This is a genomic window from Paenibacillus sp. B2(2019), assembly GCF_008370385.1.
In the GTDB taxonomy this organism is placed as follows: domain Bacteria; phylum Bacillota; class Bacilli; order Paenibacillales; family Paenibacillaceae; genus Paenibacillus_AQ.
In genome coordinates, this window is sequence record NZ_VTZR01000015.1 from 34,789 (window position 1) to 49,913 (window position 15,125).

At 38.8% G+C, this 15,125-nt stretch carries 14 protein-coding genes; all 14 read left to right on the forward strand.

Annotation, left to right across the window (positions count from 1 at the left end; genetic code table 11):
- The first annotated feature begins 109 nt into the window (after positions 1-109).
- Positions 110-976 carry an alpha/beta fold hydrolase gene (locus PAENI_RS13415; protein ID WP_149645605.1) on the forward strand — a complete coding sequence of 289 codons (867 nt, stop codon included), beginning with the start codon at positions 110-112 and terminating at the stop codon, positions 974-976.
- 81 nt (positions 977-1,057) lie between these two features.
- Positions 1,058-1,747, forward strand: coding sequence for a hypothetical protein (locus PAENI_RS13420; protein WP_149645606.1), 690 nt, complete (start codon positions 1,058-1,060; stop codon positions 1,745-1,747).
- A 253-nt stretch (positions 1,748-2,000) separates the two neighbouring features.
- The gene (locus PAENI_RS13425; RefSeq protein WP_262495600.1) at positions 2,001-2,627 is read left to right on the forward strand and encodes an RNA polymerase sigma factor; all 627 of its coding nucleotides are present in this window, start codon (positions 2,001-2,003) and stop codon (positions 2,625-2,627) included.
- A complete protein-coding gene (locus PAENI_RS13430) occupies positions 2,624-3,532 on the forward strand; it encodes a hypothetical protein (protein WP_262495601.1) in 909 nt (302 codons plus the stop codon). The genes PAENI_RS13425 and PAENI_RS13430 overlap by 4 nt, the downstream gene beginning before the upstream one ends.
- 194 nt (positions 3,533-3,726) lie before the next feature.
- Positions 3,727-5,055 carry a spore germination protein gene (locus PAENI_RS13435; protein ID WP_188114555.1) on the forward strand — a complete coding sequence of 443 codons (1,329 nt, stop codon included), beginning with the start codon at positions 3,727-3,729 and terminating at the stop codon, positions 5,053-5,055.
- Positions 5,056-5,076: 21 nt separating this feature from the next.
- Complete coding sequence (locus tag PAENI_RS13440; RefSeq protein ID WP_149645609.1) at positions 5,077-6,174, forward strand: hypothetical protein; 1,098 nt, start codon at positions 5,077-5,079, stop codon at positions 6,172-6,174.
- The gene (locus PAENI_RS13445) at positions 6,171-7,262 is read left to right on the forward strand and encodes a Ger(x)C family spore germination protein (RefSeq protein ID WP_149645610.1); all 1,092 of its coding nucleotides are present in this window, start codon (positions 6,171-6,173) and stop codon (positions 7,260-7,262) included. Before PAENI_RS13440 ends, PAENI_RS13445 begins: the two co-directional genes overlap by 4 nt.
- A 175-nt stretch (positions 7,263-7,437) precedes the next feature.
- Complete coding sequence (locus PAENI_RS13450; RefSeq protein ID WP_371915753.1) at positions 7,438-7,767, forward strand: ArsR/SmtB family transcription factor; 330 nt, start codon at positions 7,438-7,440, stop codon at positions 7,765-7,767.
- Positions 7,767-8,183 carry an SRPBCC family protein gene (locus tag PAENI_RS13455; protein WP_042127759.1) on the forward strand — a complete coding sequence of 139 codons (417 nt, stop codon included), beginning with the start codon at positions 7,767-7,769 and terminating at the stop codon, positions 8,181-8,183. The genes PAENI_RS13450 and PAENI_RS13455 overlap by 1 nt, the downstream gene beginning before the upstream one ends.
- A gap of 103 nt (positions 8,184-8,286) precedes the next feature.
- The gene (locus tag PAENI_RS13460) at positions 8,287-11,454 is read left to right on the forward strand and encodes an ATP-binding cassette domain-containing protein (protein ID WP_149645611.1); all 3,168 of its coding nucleotides are present in this window, start codon (positions 8,287-8,289) and stop codon (positions 11,452-11,454) included.
- A 224-nt stretch (positions 11,455-11,678) separates the two neighbouring features.
- Complete coding sequence (locus PAENI_RS13465) at positions 11,679-13,037, forward strand: right-handed parallel beta-helix repeat-containing protein (protein ID WP_149645612.1); 1,359 nt, start codon at positions 11,679-11,681, stop codon at positions 13,035-13,037.
- Positions 13,034-13,591 carry a nitrous oxide reductase accessory protein NosL gene (locus PAENI_RS13470; RefSeq protein ID WP_076286794.1) on the forward strand — a complete coding sequence of 186 codons (558 nt, stop codon included), beginning with the start codon at positions 13,034-13,036 and terminating at the stop codon, positions 13,589-13,591. Before PAENI_RS13465 ends, PAENI_RS13470 begins: the two co-directional genes overlap by 4 nt.
- Positions 13,591-14,412: an ABC transporter permease gene (locus tag PAENI_RS13475; protein ID WP_149645613.1), complete on the forward strand. Its 822-nt coding sequence runs from the start codon at positions 13,591-13,593 to the stop codon at positions 14,410-14,412. The genes PAENI_RS13470 and PAENI_RS13475 overlap by 1 nt, the downstream gene beginning before the upstream one ends.
- Complete coding sequence (locus PAENI_RS13480) at positions 14,405-15,124, forward strand: ABC transporter ATP-binding protein (RefSeq protein WP_149645614.1); 720 nt, start codon at positions 14,405-14,407, stop codon at positions 15,122-15,124. The genes PAENI_RS13475 and PAENI_RS13480 overlap by 8 nt, the downstream gene beginning before the upstream one ends.
- Position 15,125: the final 1 nt, after the last annotated feature.

Sequence of the window (15,125 nt, forward strand, 5' to 3'; positions counted from 1 at the left end):
CAATATTAAATCTAATTTAATTAGATATATCAAGGCTTAGTATGGGATAAACCGAAAGATTGCATGAATGTTATATGATATTTTTATAAAACAGTAAGGAGAGGATTGTTTGGAAAAAATCATACGATTAACCAACCATTCAGCAATAGAAGTAGGATTGACAGGAGGATCAGATCGTCCAACTATTATGTTACCTATCGCTAAAAAATCCGTGTACAATCAGGAGGCAGAAAATCTAAAGCTATGGGGCGTAGATCCTGAATTAGGTAAACATTTTGTTGAAGGTCTCGCGGATACGTTTCAAGTGCTTTATTTTGATTATGAAGGTCATCTCTTTCAACATCCAGTGAACAACTTAACCGTAGACCATATTGTGAAGGATCTGCTCCTCATTGCTGATGAAATGAACGTTAAGAGCTTTAGCTACTACGGTTATTCGTGGCTAGCTTTAATTGGACTACAATTAGCTATCAGAACAAATCGTCTGGAAAGCTTGGTCATGGGAGGTTTTCCGCCTTATAATGGTCCCTATCAAGAGATGCTGATTGTAACTCGAAAAACACATACCCAAGCTTTGAATAATCAAAATGAGGCAGCTGAAAAAAGCTCTATTGAAACAGAGAATCCTGATGAGATAGACTGGGACAACATCAAAGTATCAATGGATACCCGTGTAACAGCTCAATTTGTTGCCTTATACGAGAGCCTCACTGCTTTTGATGATCGTAGTATTCACCAATTGCTTAGTCTTCCAAAATTAGCTTTTGCAGGAGAAAATGATACTATCGTATATGGTGAGAATTTTGGAAATGTTACCGTTGATATTGCTGGGATATTAAAGAAGAATACGACGAAGCTGTGTGATTTAGGCTGGGATGTTGAAGTGCTAACGGGAAGCCAAATGGATCATACAAAAGCTATGCAACCAGCCGTGGTAATACCATTAATTAAGCCCTGGTTTATAAAACAATTATGAATACAGACTGGACTGTAATTCGGGAGCAGTTGTACCCCAGCTGTAAATGAAAGTGAGAGGGTTACAATTAACAAGCTTATTTTGCAAGCAGCATCATCGGTTTTAGCATTTAGTTTACTCGTTGCCTGTAACCATCAACAAGTCAACTCATATACTCAGGAACAAAAACCATCAGAGGTTAGCTTATTTCCAAAAAACGATCTCATGGATTCCATTGTAATTGACGCAGTAAATGAAGATAAATCAATTCGGGCGGAACAGCAAACGGAAAAGGGAACATTATTGATGATAGCCAAAGGTAGAGAAGAACTTGGGCATTTGGTCGTATCGAGCACGATGGGACAAGAGGGTGATCAGACGTTTCAGAGTAATTACTCTATTATCTACAGACAGGGAGATCAGGACAAAGTCTTAATGGAATTACCCAATTACTTGTTTTTCCGACCATCCAGCAAAAAATTATCCTTTGAGAAGCTGAGTTTTAAAGAAGCTGAGGTTTACATCCTTACTCCTCAATATCAAACAGGTCATGGCGTGGAAGGATATATTTTCGCGATTGATAAGCAAAATGAAGATGTATTCCCATTAGAAATGGTAAACAAGGATCAAGTCTCGAAAACACTTCTTTATTCAGAAGCAGAGCCTTTACCAAGTGTCGAAAATAATATCTTAGTAGTCCATCCACCAGTTGGAGCAGGTACACAAGAAGCAGAGGCAAAAGATATCTTTTACAAATTGGAATTACACAATAAACGGTTGGTGGCTCAATAGCATGATTTGAACAAAAAAAGAAGGTCAGTTCACGAAATCGCGGAGCGTCTATGCTTCTATCATGAAGCTGCAGCAATTCCTCTATAGTTTCTACTTTTAATATATTGGCCGGTGTTACCCGTTAAAGGGTACACCGGCTTTTTTCATAGGAATCAAAAGGATAAGATCACACGTCATATTATTGACATTGAATGTCGAAGCTTATGAAGACATAAAATGATTTCCCGCACTAGTACATAAGAAAAAAACTTTTTTGCAACCAAAACCCTTCTTTTCTTACTTTATAAGTGAGGCCTTAATCAAACTGAACGGAAGTGATGGAGTGGACGATAGTGAAATCATACAGCTGTACTTTGCCCGCAATGAAACAGCAATAGGAGAAACATCCAAAAAATATAGAAATTATTGTACCAAGATTGCTCATAACATTCTGTCTAATTTTGAAGATTCGGAAGAATGCGTGAACGATACCTTTCTAGGAGCGTGGGAAACGATACCGCCGAAGACGCCTGCTAAGCTCTCATCTTTTTTGGGGAGGATCACACGAAATATCGCGTTAAATAAACACGATTATTACATGGCCAAAAAGCGGAATAAAACATTCGATACGATTCTTGATGAATTAAATGATTGTTTATCCTCTCCAGACAATGTCGAAAGTCAATATGAGGAAGAACAAATCGCTGAATCTATAAGCAATTTTCTGCTGAAGATTAATGAAGATCATCGGAATATTTTTCTTAGACGTTACTGGTATTCCGATTCTTTGGCTGATATCGCAACTCGATTCTCAATAAGTGAAAGTAAAACGAAATCGGTTCTTTTTAGAACACGAAAAAAACTCCAATTATACCTTATGAAAGAAGGCTATATCCTATGAATAATAAAGATCTATTTAAGACTATTGGTTATGTAGACGGCAATCTGGTGGAAAAGGCCAACACTGCGAGGCGTACTAATAAGAGAACATATGCGAAGTGGGGAACCATGGCTGCTTGTGCTGCACTTGTGTTAGGAGTGGCCATTTATACATCTCCTCTAAAGTCATCATTAACGAATTCACCACAAATCTCGCAGCAAACGCCAGTTTCAGCGCCTACCGGAGTTCGAAAAATTTTAAATTACAACGGATTTCGTTATGCATTCGTAAGTGATGGTGCTCAGTTTAAGTTCACAGGAATGAAGCCTGAAAAATCACTTGGTACCATAGATTTTGATATTAACCAAGAGATCGGGAAGAACAATGGAGGAGAAGTTGTAGAAAAGGATTTTTCGTCTACGTTCGCTGTTGGAGGTAAGTTATATGAAATTCCGACGTACCCATCCCAATTCCGCATCGCTGTTAAAGTTGAGGAGCATTATTATTTGGCAGAAATCGTGGCGAAGACTAACGATTCTACGATGACCGCTAAGGAATATCTGGATATGTCTAATCTAAAAGAGCATGCAAAAGATATCCATGTTCTTAATCATGTGGGAAATGACGTGTTAAAGAAAATGACAGATCATGCTTCTGTGGAGTCTATCATTGATGGATTGTACAGCGCAAAAACAGCTGATTTAAGTAATAAAGAATACGAGGCTATTGCAGAGGCGCAATCCCAAGGAAAATCGTATCAGTTAAAGTTCAACCTCAAGGACGGAACCTATATGGGCATGTATATCATTCCTGAATTAAAAGTCGTATCTATGGGTGATGCTTACTATCATTTGCCTGATACCTTCTTTGAGCAATCCGGCGAACTTTTTTCAGGGCTTAAACAAGAAGTGTTGCCGCTTTATTGAGTAAAAATGTAATGAGTTGAATTGACGTGGTAATTGAAAGGCAGGGACTAAGGTGATAAACCTTGTTCCTGCCTTTTTGTTTTAGAACTAGGAGTATGAACATGGTTCCTTCAATTACTAGTATATTTACAGGTAGGATAAAACTGAGAATAAAAGGAAATGATATCAAAAACGAACTGGAGGATTGCTACATCATGATCGAAGCTTTTCAACTAATTAAGAAGCAGCTTTCTTCCTCAAGTGATATGAAGAAGGAACTCATCCGAATTCAGGATATAGAGTTAGAAATTCTCTACATGGACAGCGTTTGTGATGAAAAGAAAATTAAGGCAGATCTAATCTTCCCCATATTAGAATGCTCAGGGAAAGAGGAATTCAAGGATTATCTGACTTCTCTTCCGGACATTAATAAACCAGAGAAGGATCAAGACATTTTGCAAAAGTTGATGATCGGTCATGCCTGTATTCAAATGGAAAACGAACTTTTCTTGTTCAACGCGAAAAAAGTGATTAATAATCAGCTTGGAGATGCCAGCTCCGAAACGGCGATTTATGGCTCGCAACGTTCATTCAGCGATGTGATGGATACAAATCTCAATTTAATTCGGCATCGTTATCCCTCCCCAAATCTTGTTTATGAGAAAAGTAAGGTTAGTGGAGTACCACAGACGGAAATCGGAATTATTTATGACAGTCTATTAGTTGATAAAGGCGTATTAAGCGAACTTCAAACGGAGATCGCTTCGGTCAAACCGGAGGTCATTCTTTCGGCGGCACATCTTCAGAGATTACTTACTACTCGCAAATACTCGCTTTTTCCTATATTGATGATTACCGAAAGACCGGATCGCGTCGCGTTAAATCTGAAACAAGGCAAAATCGTTATTCTTGTCGAAGGCAGCCCATTCGTTTTAATCGCTCCGGCTACTTTTTTTGATTTTATTTCCTCGATGGATGATACGTTTGAGCAGTTATGGGTCAGTTTTAGCCTTGTCGTACTACGTTATATCAGCATTTTCATTACAGTGTTGCTTCCGGGCATCTATATTTCTCTGGTCTCTTTCAACCCTGAGTTGTTTCAATCCCAACTCGCTTTCTCTATTGCCGGTAGTCGTTCGGGTATCCCTTATCCGTCATATATTGAAGTTCTCATTATGATGTTCTTAATCGATACCTTAATCGAAGCTAGCATACGGCTCCCCAAATCGATCAGCGCGGCGGCAACGACAGTTGGCGGATTAATTCTAGGACAAGCTGCGCAGCAGGCAAATCTGGTTAGCAATATCATGATTATCGTAACTTCCGCCATTGGCATCGCCAATTTTGTCGTACCAATCAATGCAATGAGTTTCGCCTTACGGATTGTCAAATATCCTTTTATCTTGTTAGCTAGTTTATTTGGATATGTAGGCCTGATCGCCGGGCTATTTTGTTTGATTCTTTACTTGAACGATTTAAAAAGCTTTGGAAAACCTTATTTAAAAGTGTTTATCGGAGAACAAGAAAATTTCGGGAAATTATAAAGGAAAGGAGGATATTTTTCATTGAATCGATATGTTTTTTATGTTTTGTGGTGTGATGGGATAACCATCACAGGTCTTTTATTATATACCCTTTTATTGGATGAACGGTTTAATGGGAGCATGATGGCTATCGTGATAAGTGCGGTTAGCGGCATGATATTTCTTGTAACAATGACCAAGTCACTTGGGTATTTTCCAAAGCAGGGTTTGCCTGAAATCTTTCGGATGTTTTTGCCGGCAGGAGCAAGAATATCATTATTAATATTCTTTTCAATTATGACTATAACAAAAGGATGCATCATGATAGGGTACGCATCAACCTTTTTTAATTTATATCTAACAGATGTAAACACAATTACTATTATGGTATTTATTTTTCTTGCAGTATCTTGGGGAGCTACAAGGTCAAGCAAAACAATTTTAAGTACGCTTGAGATCGTTCTTTTTATTTGCATTCCTTTAATGTACTATGCATTTACAAAAGCCATCTTTAGTCAAGGAATAGAGTGGAATTCCATTAAAGCAATGGCAGATTATGCATTCATTTGGCCGAAATGGGGAACGATTACGGCTGCAAATAGTGTTTTCTCCGGATTTGTTGGCTTAATCGTATTTAATCGAGTTGTTCCCAGTAAAATCAAATGGAAATTCACTCCCATCGTCCTTATTGTTAATTTGCATATATTAGTCACTGGTTTGATTATTTCCATTGGAATTCATGGCACTTACGGGGTGGGGAATTATATAGCCCCCACGTATTCTGCATTAGATTCAATTGGTATGATGTCAGGGTTATTCTCACGTACGATTATGCCTTATTTTCTCATCGTCCTTTTTTTGCTCTTAGTGTATGCGTCTGTAACCATTCATGTTGGACTTGAGCTGTTGAAAGGATGCTTCTCTATGAAATTTCAAAATAATCTTCGAAAGGAACAACTATTATCTTGGGCAATTTGTTGCCTATTTACCATTGTTACAGTAATCTACTTCAGTACATTCACTTTAAAACAAATCATAAACCATACAGTCAATTGGCTTGAGTTGCGATTTTATACCGAATTTCTGATGGTCGCACTTGTTGCGTTGTTTGCTGTAATGAAATGGAAGCGTAAAGTATGAGAAACATTATCCTATTGGTTCTCTGCTTTACAGTGGTTATACAATCGGGTTGTGCATTCAAGGATATCGACAAACGAATATTCGTAATCGCCATCGGAGTAGATCAATCAGATGATGTGAAAAATCCATATCGCGTGACATTGAAATTAGCTTTACCTGCTCAAAAATTTGATCCTTCTGTGAATAATATTCAAATCATAAGCGAAAATTCCCAAACGATATCAGGCGCGATCGGACGAATAAGGTCAAAATCATCAAAAGATCTTAATTTTGGTCTTTTAGAAATATGCATTTTGGGTGAATCATTAGCCCATGAGAGTATCAACGAGCCACTTAATTGGCTGTCAAGAAGATTCGATATTCCGATGGAGGGGATGGTGGCATTAGGAAAGCCCAACGCGGAGACTGTTCTTAAAATGAAACCAAAATCAGAAAATTTTTCAGGTAATGCATTGTTATTAAGCCTGTCCGAATCGGGATCAATCTCATCGTTCACGGTTCCCGAACACCTTTATGATTTCTATCGTCGAACGACGGAAAAGGGCATGGACCCCTACTTGCCTATTATCGAGACCGAAAAAGAGGTATACAAAATTGATATGGTTGCTCTTTTAGACAAACATAAGATAAAAACGATTTTGACAACAGATGAAACGCGCGTCTTTAAAGAACTTCTTCATAGCTATCCTCATTTCGAAATCACCACAAAAATGGTAAGTCAACCTTTTGTCTTGGCTATTGAACAATTGAAGAGACGTTATACGATTGATACAAACAATAAGAATAAACCAGTTATTCGTGTATCTATTCAAATGCGTGGAGTTGTAGAAGAATTCGTAAATCAGGTGTATGAAGAAAATTGGACTAAATTTGAAAAGCATGTTGAACAGGAAGAAAAGACGAAGATATCAAGCTTGCTGAAAAAGCTGCAAAAAAACGGGATAGATCCGTTCGGATTTGGATTACTCTATAGAGCTACCCGGCATGAAGGGGATAAGGAATGGGAGCAATGGCAGTCAATTTATCCCGAAGCTGTTTTTGATGTAAATGTTAAAGTTTCTATACAGGGAACGGGAGCAATAAAATAACAAGGCACCGATATTTACGCCTTATTCCATTAAAAGATCAAATAATAAAATTTTAAGGACCTTGACACGACACCTTTTGGTGTCCTATAATCAAATAGACACTAAATGGTGTCCAATTTGGTACTGATGAAGTATAATCGGTCACACTACAGGTAATATTACGGAAAAGGTGGGGGTGGTTTTGAACGATAATAGTCAAGTGAGGGATGTATATGACGCTGTTGCAGATCCAACAAGGCGAAAATTACTTCAAATCCTGGCTGATGTTGATGAATTACCCCTACATGAAATCACGATTCATTTTGAAATGGGTCGTACTGCAGTTTCTAAGCACTTGTCTATTCTTAAAGAGGCTGATCTTGTAGTTGCTCGAAAGGTTGGTAGAGAAACGAGGTATCGTTTGAATGCCAATCCATTGAAAGAAATTCGGGATTGGGTATCTTTTTACGAAGGCTTCTGGAAAGAAAGAATCGATAAACTAAAACTTTTATTGGAGGAAGAATAATGAAACCAGATGTATCCTTAGATTATCAATTTACAAGCTCCATCGAGAAGGTATGGAACGCTTTGACGGATTCAGATACACTTGCGAAATGGATTTGGAGCAATGACTTTAAACCAGTCGTAGGGCATAAATTTCAATTTCGTGCAGAGCCAAATGAATGGTGGGACGGTATTGTAGATTGCGAGGTTCTCGTAGTAGATGAGCCACATACATTATCCTATACTTGGCATAGTGCCGGAGAAGGTACAACAGTTACTTGGACTTTGAGCAAAGAGGAAGATGGTAAGGTTCATCTGCATCTTGCTCAATCTGGATTTAGTGAGGAGACCAAAGCTCGCCAAGGCGCTATTGAAGGAGCTAAATATGCTTGGGCGAATATGGGCAGTCAGCTTGAAAAAGTATTAGCAGAATTGTAAATTCAAGAATAGGGCGCTTTTCTGAAACACGGAAAGTGCCCTTTTTAATGGAATAAATCATGGCAATACTAAATGAAGAGAATGGAGATGAGATGATACCACTATGAAAATCAACCGATTAATTGCGAACAATATTAATAAGCTAGATGCAGTATTACCTGTAGACCAATCCCTAGGGATTGCTGGTTTATCCGGATCTGGTAAAACCACCTTTTGTCAAACCATCGGCGAAGAATCCAAGAAACGTCTCGTTTCTTTATTACCAAAGGCAGAATATCAGTATTTATTCCCTAACATTATGGAGACTAATTTCAGTGCGATTCAGATGGAAGAAATGCCACTCGTACTTTTTCTAGGGAGATCATCTATTTCTTCCAATCCTCGTTCAACCATTGGCACACATACGGGTGTGTTCACAGAGATTCGAGTTGCGATTGCTGAACAATATAACCTATCGCCAGAGGTTTTTTCATTTAATAATGAATTAGGCTGGTGCCCAGATTGTAAAGGTCGCGGCACTACTAAAAATGTCGAATGTAAAAAGTGTAAGGGTAAGCGATATAATCACGAAACTGAACAATACAAAATGGAGTTATTAGACCAAGACAAGAGTATTTCCGATATTAATGACTTAAGCATTGAAACCATTTTTTCTCTAGCAGAAGTTCTAAACATTAGTGAAGGTAAACAAAACATTCTAAAGAACATAATCCATATGAATATTGGTTATCTAACCTTAAATCGTATAATGGGTACCTTGTCAGGTGGAGAGTTAACACGACTTTATTTGGCAGAATTCATGGCAACCAGTGAAAATACAGTAATTATCATTGACGAAATCTCTGTGGGTCTGGATCACCAAACCCTTTTAAAAATATTAGAGCAGATAAAACAACTAGGATTTAAGAATCAAATTTGGCTTATTGATCATTCGGATACCGTATTAGACATAACGGACGAGCAATTGTTCTTTGGACCAGGAAGTGGTAAATATGGCGGGAAAATCGTTGAAGAATCGCCACGTCCGGCGCCCATCAATGGAGAAATAAATCAGGCAGCTCCAACTGAATATTATCATTTTCATGATCTTTACTGTCGTAATATTCAAATCACCGAAATTCAGATTCCTCGTAATAGACTTGTAACGTTCACTGGGGAATCTGGCTGCGGTAAATCTACATTGGTCAATGAGTGTATGTCCAAGGATTTTGTGAAGCGATATCCCAAGGATAAGCTGGTGATTGTGGGGCAGGATCGAAATCAATCGATTACCAGCCGGTCTACGGTTGCGACTTTTCTTGATATTAAGAGAAAGCTCACAAAATATAGCGAAGAGATTGATGATATTTTTCAGCGCTCAATTGAAGATATTATTGATGAACTGCCAAATGAAGACATCGCTCATAAACGTTTAAGTTTATTAATCAAGCTTGGGCTGGGTTATTTAACGTTGGAAAGAAAAACACAGTCTTTATCCACAGGTGAATTTCAATGTGTTCATTTAGTCTCCGAACTATTTGCAGGTTCAAGAAACCCCAAAACACTTTTCATTTTTGACGAGCCTTCCAAAGGGTTATCACAAAATATTCTAAATCAATTCATTGATAGCATTAGAGTCATTCTTCAGGACGAATCGGTCTCCATAATGATGATTGAACATAACTCGTATATGCTGGAAAACTCTGATTTTATCGTTGATTTTGGTAAAAGACAGCTTGAACCTGTTGAGCATCTAGATGTTGTCGGTCATCAAAATTATTATCTCGAGCAAAACAGTGAAGATCATGTCGCACCATTGCAGATTTCTTCAACACTGCGTCAACAAAATGGCATTAACTATTTAAAAGAAATTCAAATTGCCTACTTTAAAAATGCGGAAAACGTTTATAAAGGTGGCATCTTAAAAAGCTTATCCTCTATGGCGCGTTTGATATATGGTGAATATGAATCAGATACCATTGCACCTGTCATCGCCATTGATCTGGAAAGACACTTATATAGTCAATATACATTTCTATATGAAATTGGTGGCTTGATCAACCAAATTGTAACGGCACATCCAACTAATAAAGATACAAATAGCTTCGATTTCTATAATCAAGACAATCATTGTCCATGCTGCAAGGGGCGTCGAGTCATTGAAAAATTTGATTTTGAAGTTGTTCTTCAGGATCAAAATGTGCCATTTTGGGATGGCTTATTACATCCAGATGCAATGGATATTCTGAAATTCTATCAATTCCCCAAAATAAAATTCATCTTTGATGAGATTAAGAATGAACTCGGACAAGATATCAGTAAGAGTTATAATGAGATGACGGATGCAGAAAAGCATACTTTTTGGTACGGATATTGGGAAAAGTCATTTTATGATAAAGCAAGCAAGGCAACGAGGACTTGGGAAGGCTTTAATTACATCATTGGGAACTACATGGTGATATCGAAAGCGATTATTAAAGAGCATATTAAACAATCCAAAATACTGATTACCTGTCCAATCTGTGAAGGAACCGTACTAAATCATCATAAGAAGCTAAAGTTTGGCGACACAGATATTCGTGAGATCATTGGACTACCTCTTGATCAAGTGATCAATACCGTTGGCAAATTACCGGTGCTTGAAAAAATGAAAGCTATTGTCGGCGGTGATATGGTTCTAACAGTGGATGTCTCTCTATTGCCTAGGAAAATACAAGTTGCTCTAAAAATGCTTGAACTTGAAGTAGCGAGCTTTGCGCACTATGAAATGGTATTACAAAATGCACTGCCATTCTGGGGCGATATTAGCGGCAGTATTGAATCTATTAGCTTGAATAATCAGATTACGATTTGTGATTTTGAGAATATCACCGAAACCAGAGAATACATCATTGATAAGTTTTTCACGAATGGAAAATACAAAAAGCTGACCTATGTTTATGAAGCGTTTGGTTACAAAAAACTGGTCACTCTAATTAATAAGATAAAAGCTAGTCAGCCATGTCCATTCTGTAAAGGAAAGAAAGTCATATCCGAAGATGGACTTCACGATGGCGTTTATAAGTTAACGATTCCATGTGTTAGTTGTTACGCAAGTGGCATTAATGATGAAGGGCGTAAAGAAATCATCGAGGGCATTGACGTACAAACTTGGCTAACTGGCAATGTAAGTGATGTTATGTCTGAAAGTTCAAATATTGAAGCTGTAGCAGATATTCCAATTTTCAATCGTATTCGGGAGCTAAATAAACAAGAAATGATGGCCGTTTATCATTACCTTGAAAATAATTAGTTAACCTAATGAAACCGCGCTATGCGCGGTTTTTTATTATATGGACATACATTTGGGATAGCAAACGATGTGACATAACTCACAATTCGGACACATCTTTTTAATAGGGATAGCTACATTGAGCTATAGGCATGCAACTTCCTTTTCTTTACAATTAGGTGTAATGATCGTTCTCTTAATGGAAATGATAGATTAGAGAATGAATTGCTGATAGGGGGTGAACAATGGTTATACGCAAAAGTTTCTGTCACCTCAGAGTAATGCTAATGATGTTATTCAGCCTTTTCTTAATAATCACGACCTACAGTGGGAGTGCCAGTGCAAATACTACTTCGAAAGCGATTCCACTCCAGCCGATTATTAATGCGGCCCAAATCGGAGATTCGATTACTTTAGCTCCAGGTACTTACCAGGGTCCGGTTCAAATTGATAAAAGGCTGACGATTAGCGGGGAAGGAAGGGCAACACTATTAAATTCATCTCCCGATGCTGAGGTTGCAGTTATGATTCAGGCTGATGGGGTAAAGCTTCAAGGACTTAATATACAGCAGCATAACGGGGGAGAAGCAGCAGCGATTCGGGTGGAAGCCGATCAGGTAACTTTGAAAGATTTAGTCATACATACATTTGGCTTTGGCATTATACTACGTGAGGCTGATAGTGGAGTTATAGTAAACAATAAAATCCGTTGGTTTATACCTAAAGGTGCTGCTTCGGGAAAAAGAGGTAATGGCATCGATCTCTATAACTCTCATGGTTCAGATATCAGTGAGAATGAAATATCTTATCTCCGAGATGGCATTTATTTAGAGAAGAGTCGCAATTCAAAGGTTGATCACAATCGGCTCTATCATTTGCGATACGGTGTTCACTGTATGTATATCAATGGATCATCTGTTACGAACAATATTGGAGAATACAACATTACTGGCGCGATGGTGATGGGAGTGAGCGACGTTATGGTATCAGGAAACTCTTTTCGTAAACAAAATCAGAATGTTCATTCTCAAGGAATCCTGCTCTTTGACGTTCGTACCTCTCAGATTGTAAATAACCTCGTGGAAGGAAATCGGGTAGGAATCTATATGCAACAATCCTCCGACAACACTCTCCAGAATAATATGGTGCTCCGAAATTATATTGGGATTCAATTTGAGGGTTCTGAAGGCAACCGCTTTCAGAAGAATGCTTTTATTGCAAATGTGATTGAAGCACAGGCAACGGATTCTAAGAATAATAAGATGACGAGAAATTTTTGGGATTCATTCGCAGGGCTGGATGTATCGGGTGATGGCGTAAGTGATCTGCCATATGCTATTAATCCATTTTATCAGCAATTAGTTACAGAAAATGCTGCTTATCAGCTCTTTTTTCAATCACCGGGCATGACATTTTTAAGCGATCTGTATGCAAATGATAAAGAACAATGGTCCACCGATCCAGAGCCGCTTATGCAATTGGATTCAGTTCATGCAGATGGTGGACAAGTTAGTGAGGGGCAAGGGTCGGTGATGGTAGCCGGTTGGCTGCTTTTGTTTTTCTCTGTGATCACAATACTATATATGGGGGTATTACGGTTATGAAAAAATGGAGTTTAATGCTGATGTTGATGGTGGGTTTGTTAATTCTAGCGGCTTGTGGTTCCAAAAAGTTTGAACCTTTGGCGATTAATGAAGAAGTTGATATTTGCGCGATTTGCAATATGCAGGTTAAGGACGATGCCTTTGCTACTCAGCTAACAACGAAAGACGGGAAGAATTATAAGTTTGATGATATTGGTTGTATGAATGAATGGAAGAACAAGAATGGAACCAAAAACATCGGAAAGGACTATGTCCGTGACTATAACGACAAAGAATGGGTGGAATTCAGTAAGGCAAGCTTTGTCTATGATGAGACACTACGCACACCTATGGCTTATGGAGTTATCAGCTTCAAGGACACTGCTTCAGCCGAAGCTTTTGTGAAGGAACAAGGTGTTGGCAGCGTACTGTCAGCAAGTGATCTGTCCAAGCATGAATGGAAACAAAATACGGATATGATGCAAATGGATATGAATGGCGGAGAAGGTCATATGGACGAGCATAAGTCTGAGGAAATGGAAGGTATGACATCGGATAAAGAGATGGATATGTAATGGTTGATATCCTGCAAGTCGCACGCAGAGAGATTAAAATGGGGTTTCGAAATCCATGGGCTTATTCTTTTTTGGCATTATTTTGTGCGTTTAGTCTTGGCTTACTGCTGATTAATGCACAAAATGAGATTCAAGGCTACACCGCAGTTACAGGTTCCATGCTAAGTCTGATTTTGTATCTGCTGCCGCTTATGACCTTATTCCTAGGCTCTTTTTCACTGACCTCAGAAAAGGAAGAAGGTAGTTGGCAGCTTTTATCTACTTATCCAATAGGAACGTTGTCATTTATTCTTGGCAAGTATGTGGGGCTGGCTGTCGTATTACTTACGGTTGTGGCTTTCGGCTATGGTTTAATGGGAATGATTAGTGGATTCTTGGGCATGGCCTATGATTCTACTACTTACTTTCTATTTTTGTTTTTTTCCGCAGGACTTGTTTTACTATTCTTGACCATCGCCTTGTTTATCGGTTCATTATCAAGAAACCGCTGGCAGGCGCTGACTGTTTCTGTTGCTGTGTGGTTTTTCACAGTAATAGGGTGGCCGACCTTTTTGATCGCCTTTTTAGGTTTAATGCCTTATCTCTGGATTAAGCCCTTGCTGGTCGTATTCACAATACTCAACCCAGCAGAGCTTGTTCGGTTATTCGTTGTAATTAAGCTGGGCGGAGGTTCAGTGCTGGGACCTGAATATTACCAATGGGTAGAATGGATAAATGGTTCGAAGGGTAGTTTGTTGTTTATGGGAGTCTGTCTAGTCTGGATGTTGAGCTCGATCCTGTTTGTATATTGGATATGGGAAAGGGGGCGCTCTCGTGGATAACCCCTTAGTGAATGTAAAAGGAATCTCTAAGGTTATTAAAAAGCAAACAATAGTTGAAGAGATTAGCTTTCAAATCCCCACTGGGAGCATACTTGCATTATGTGGCGGTAACGGGGCTGGCAAAAGTACCGTTTTGCGAATGGTTGCGGGTATTCTTCAACCTTCGGTGGGCGAAATCTCAGTGGGTGGTTTATACTGGCACAAATCACGCAAACAATTCTCGAAACAAATTGGTTATATGCCGGATGATTATCAATTCAATCAGGGGCTGTCGGCAGAGGAAGCTCTGACTTTTTGGGCCGCTCTCCGTAAGGTACCCAATCGCAAAGCGAGAGTCAACGAAGTCCTTGGCTTAGTAGGTCTAGAGGATAAACGAAATCGTCTGGTCAACACTTTTTCAAAGGGAATGCGTCAGCGTATCTTATTTGCTCAGGCATTGCTCGCCAAACCTTCGTTGCTAATTATGGACGAACCCACAAACGGTCTTGACCCTTTCTGGATGAATGAATTCGTAGCCCTACTCCAAAGAATCAAGGAAGAAGGGCATACTGTTATTTTCTCCACACACCAATTAGAAATCGCTGATAAGATCGCAGATCAGATTGTCTTTCTAAGTCATGGAAGAAATGTTGGTTCAGGTCCGACCAAAGAATTTCATGCGAAATTTGGTTCTCTGTATACAGCCTTTAATCATAGTCTGGGTCTGAAATGAG

Bases quoted from the DNA above. Each gene is read 5' to 3' on its own strand.
- PAENI_RS13465 (WP_149645612.1), top strand. From the start codon at position 11,679: ATGGTTATACGCAAAAGTTTCTGTCACCTCAGAGTAATGCTAATGATG.
- PAENI_RS13435 (WP_188114555.1), top strand. From the start codon at position 3,727: ATGATCGAAGCTTTTCAACTAATTAAGAAGCAGCTTTCTTCCTCAAGT.
- PAENI_RS13470 (WP_076286794.1), top strand. From the start codon at position 13,034: ATGAAAAAATGGAGTTTAATGCTGATGTTGATGGTGGGTTTGTTAATT.
- PAENI_RS13430 (WP_262495601.1), top strand. From the start codon at position 2,624: ATGAATAATAAAGATCTATTTAAGACTATTGGTTATGTAGACGGCAAT.
- PAENI_RS13445 (WP_149645610.1), top strand. From the start codon at position 6,171: ATGAGAAACATTATCCTATTGGTTCTCTGCTTTACAGTGGTTATACAA.
- PAENI_RS13455 (WP_042127759.1), top strand. From the start codon at position 7,767: ATGAAACCAGATGTATCCTTAGATTATCAATTTACAAGCTCCATCGAG.
- PAENI_RS13475 (WP_149645613.1), top strand. From the start codon at position 13,591: ATGGTTGATATCCTGCAAGTCGCACGCAGAGAGATTAAAATGGGGTTT.
- PAENI_RS13460 (WP_149645611.1), top strand. From the start codon at position 8,287: ATGAAAATCAACCGATTAATTGCGAACAATATTAATAAGCTAGATGCA.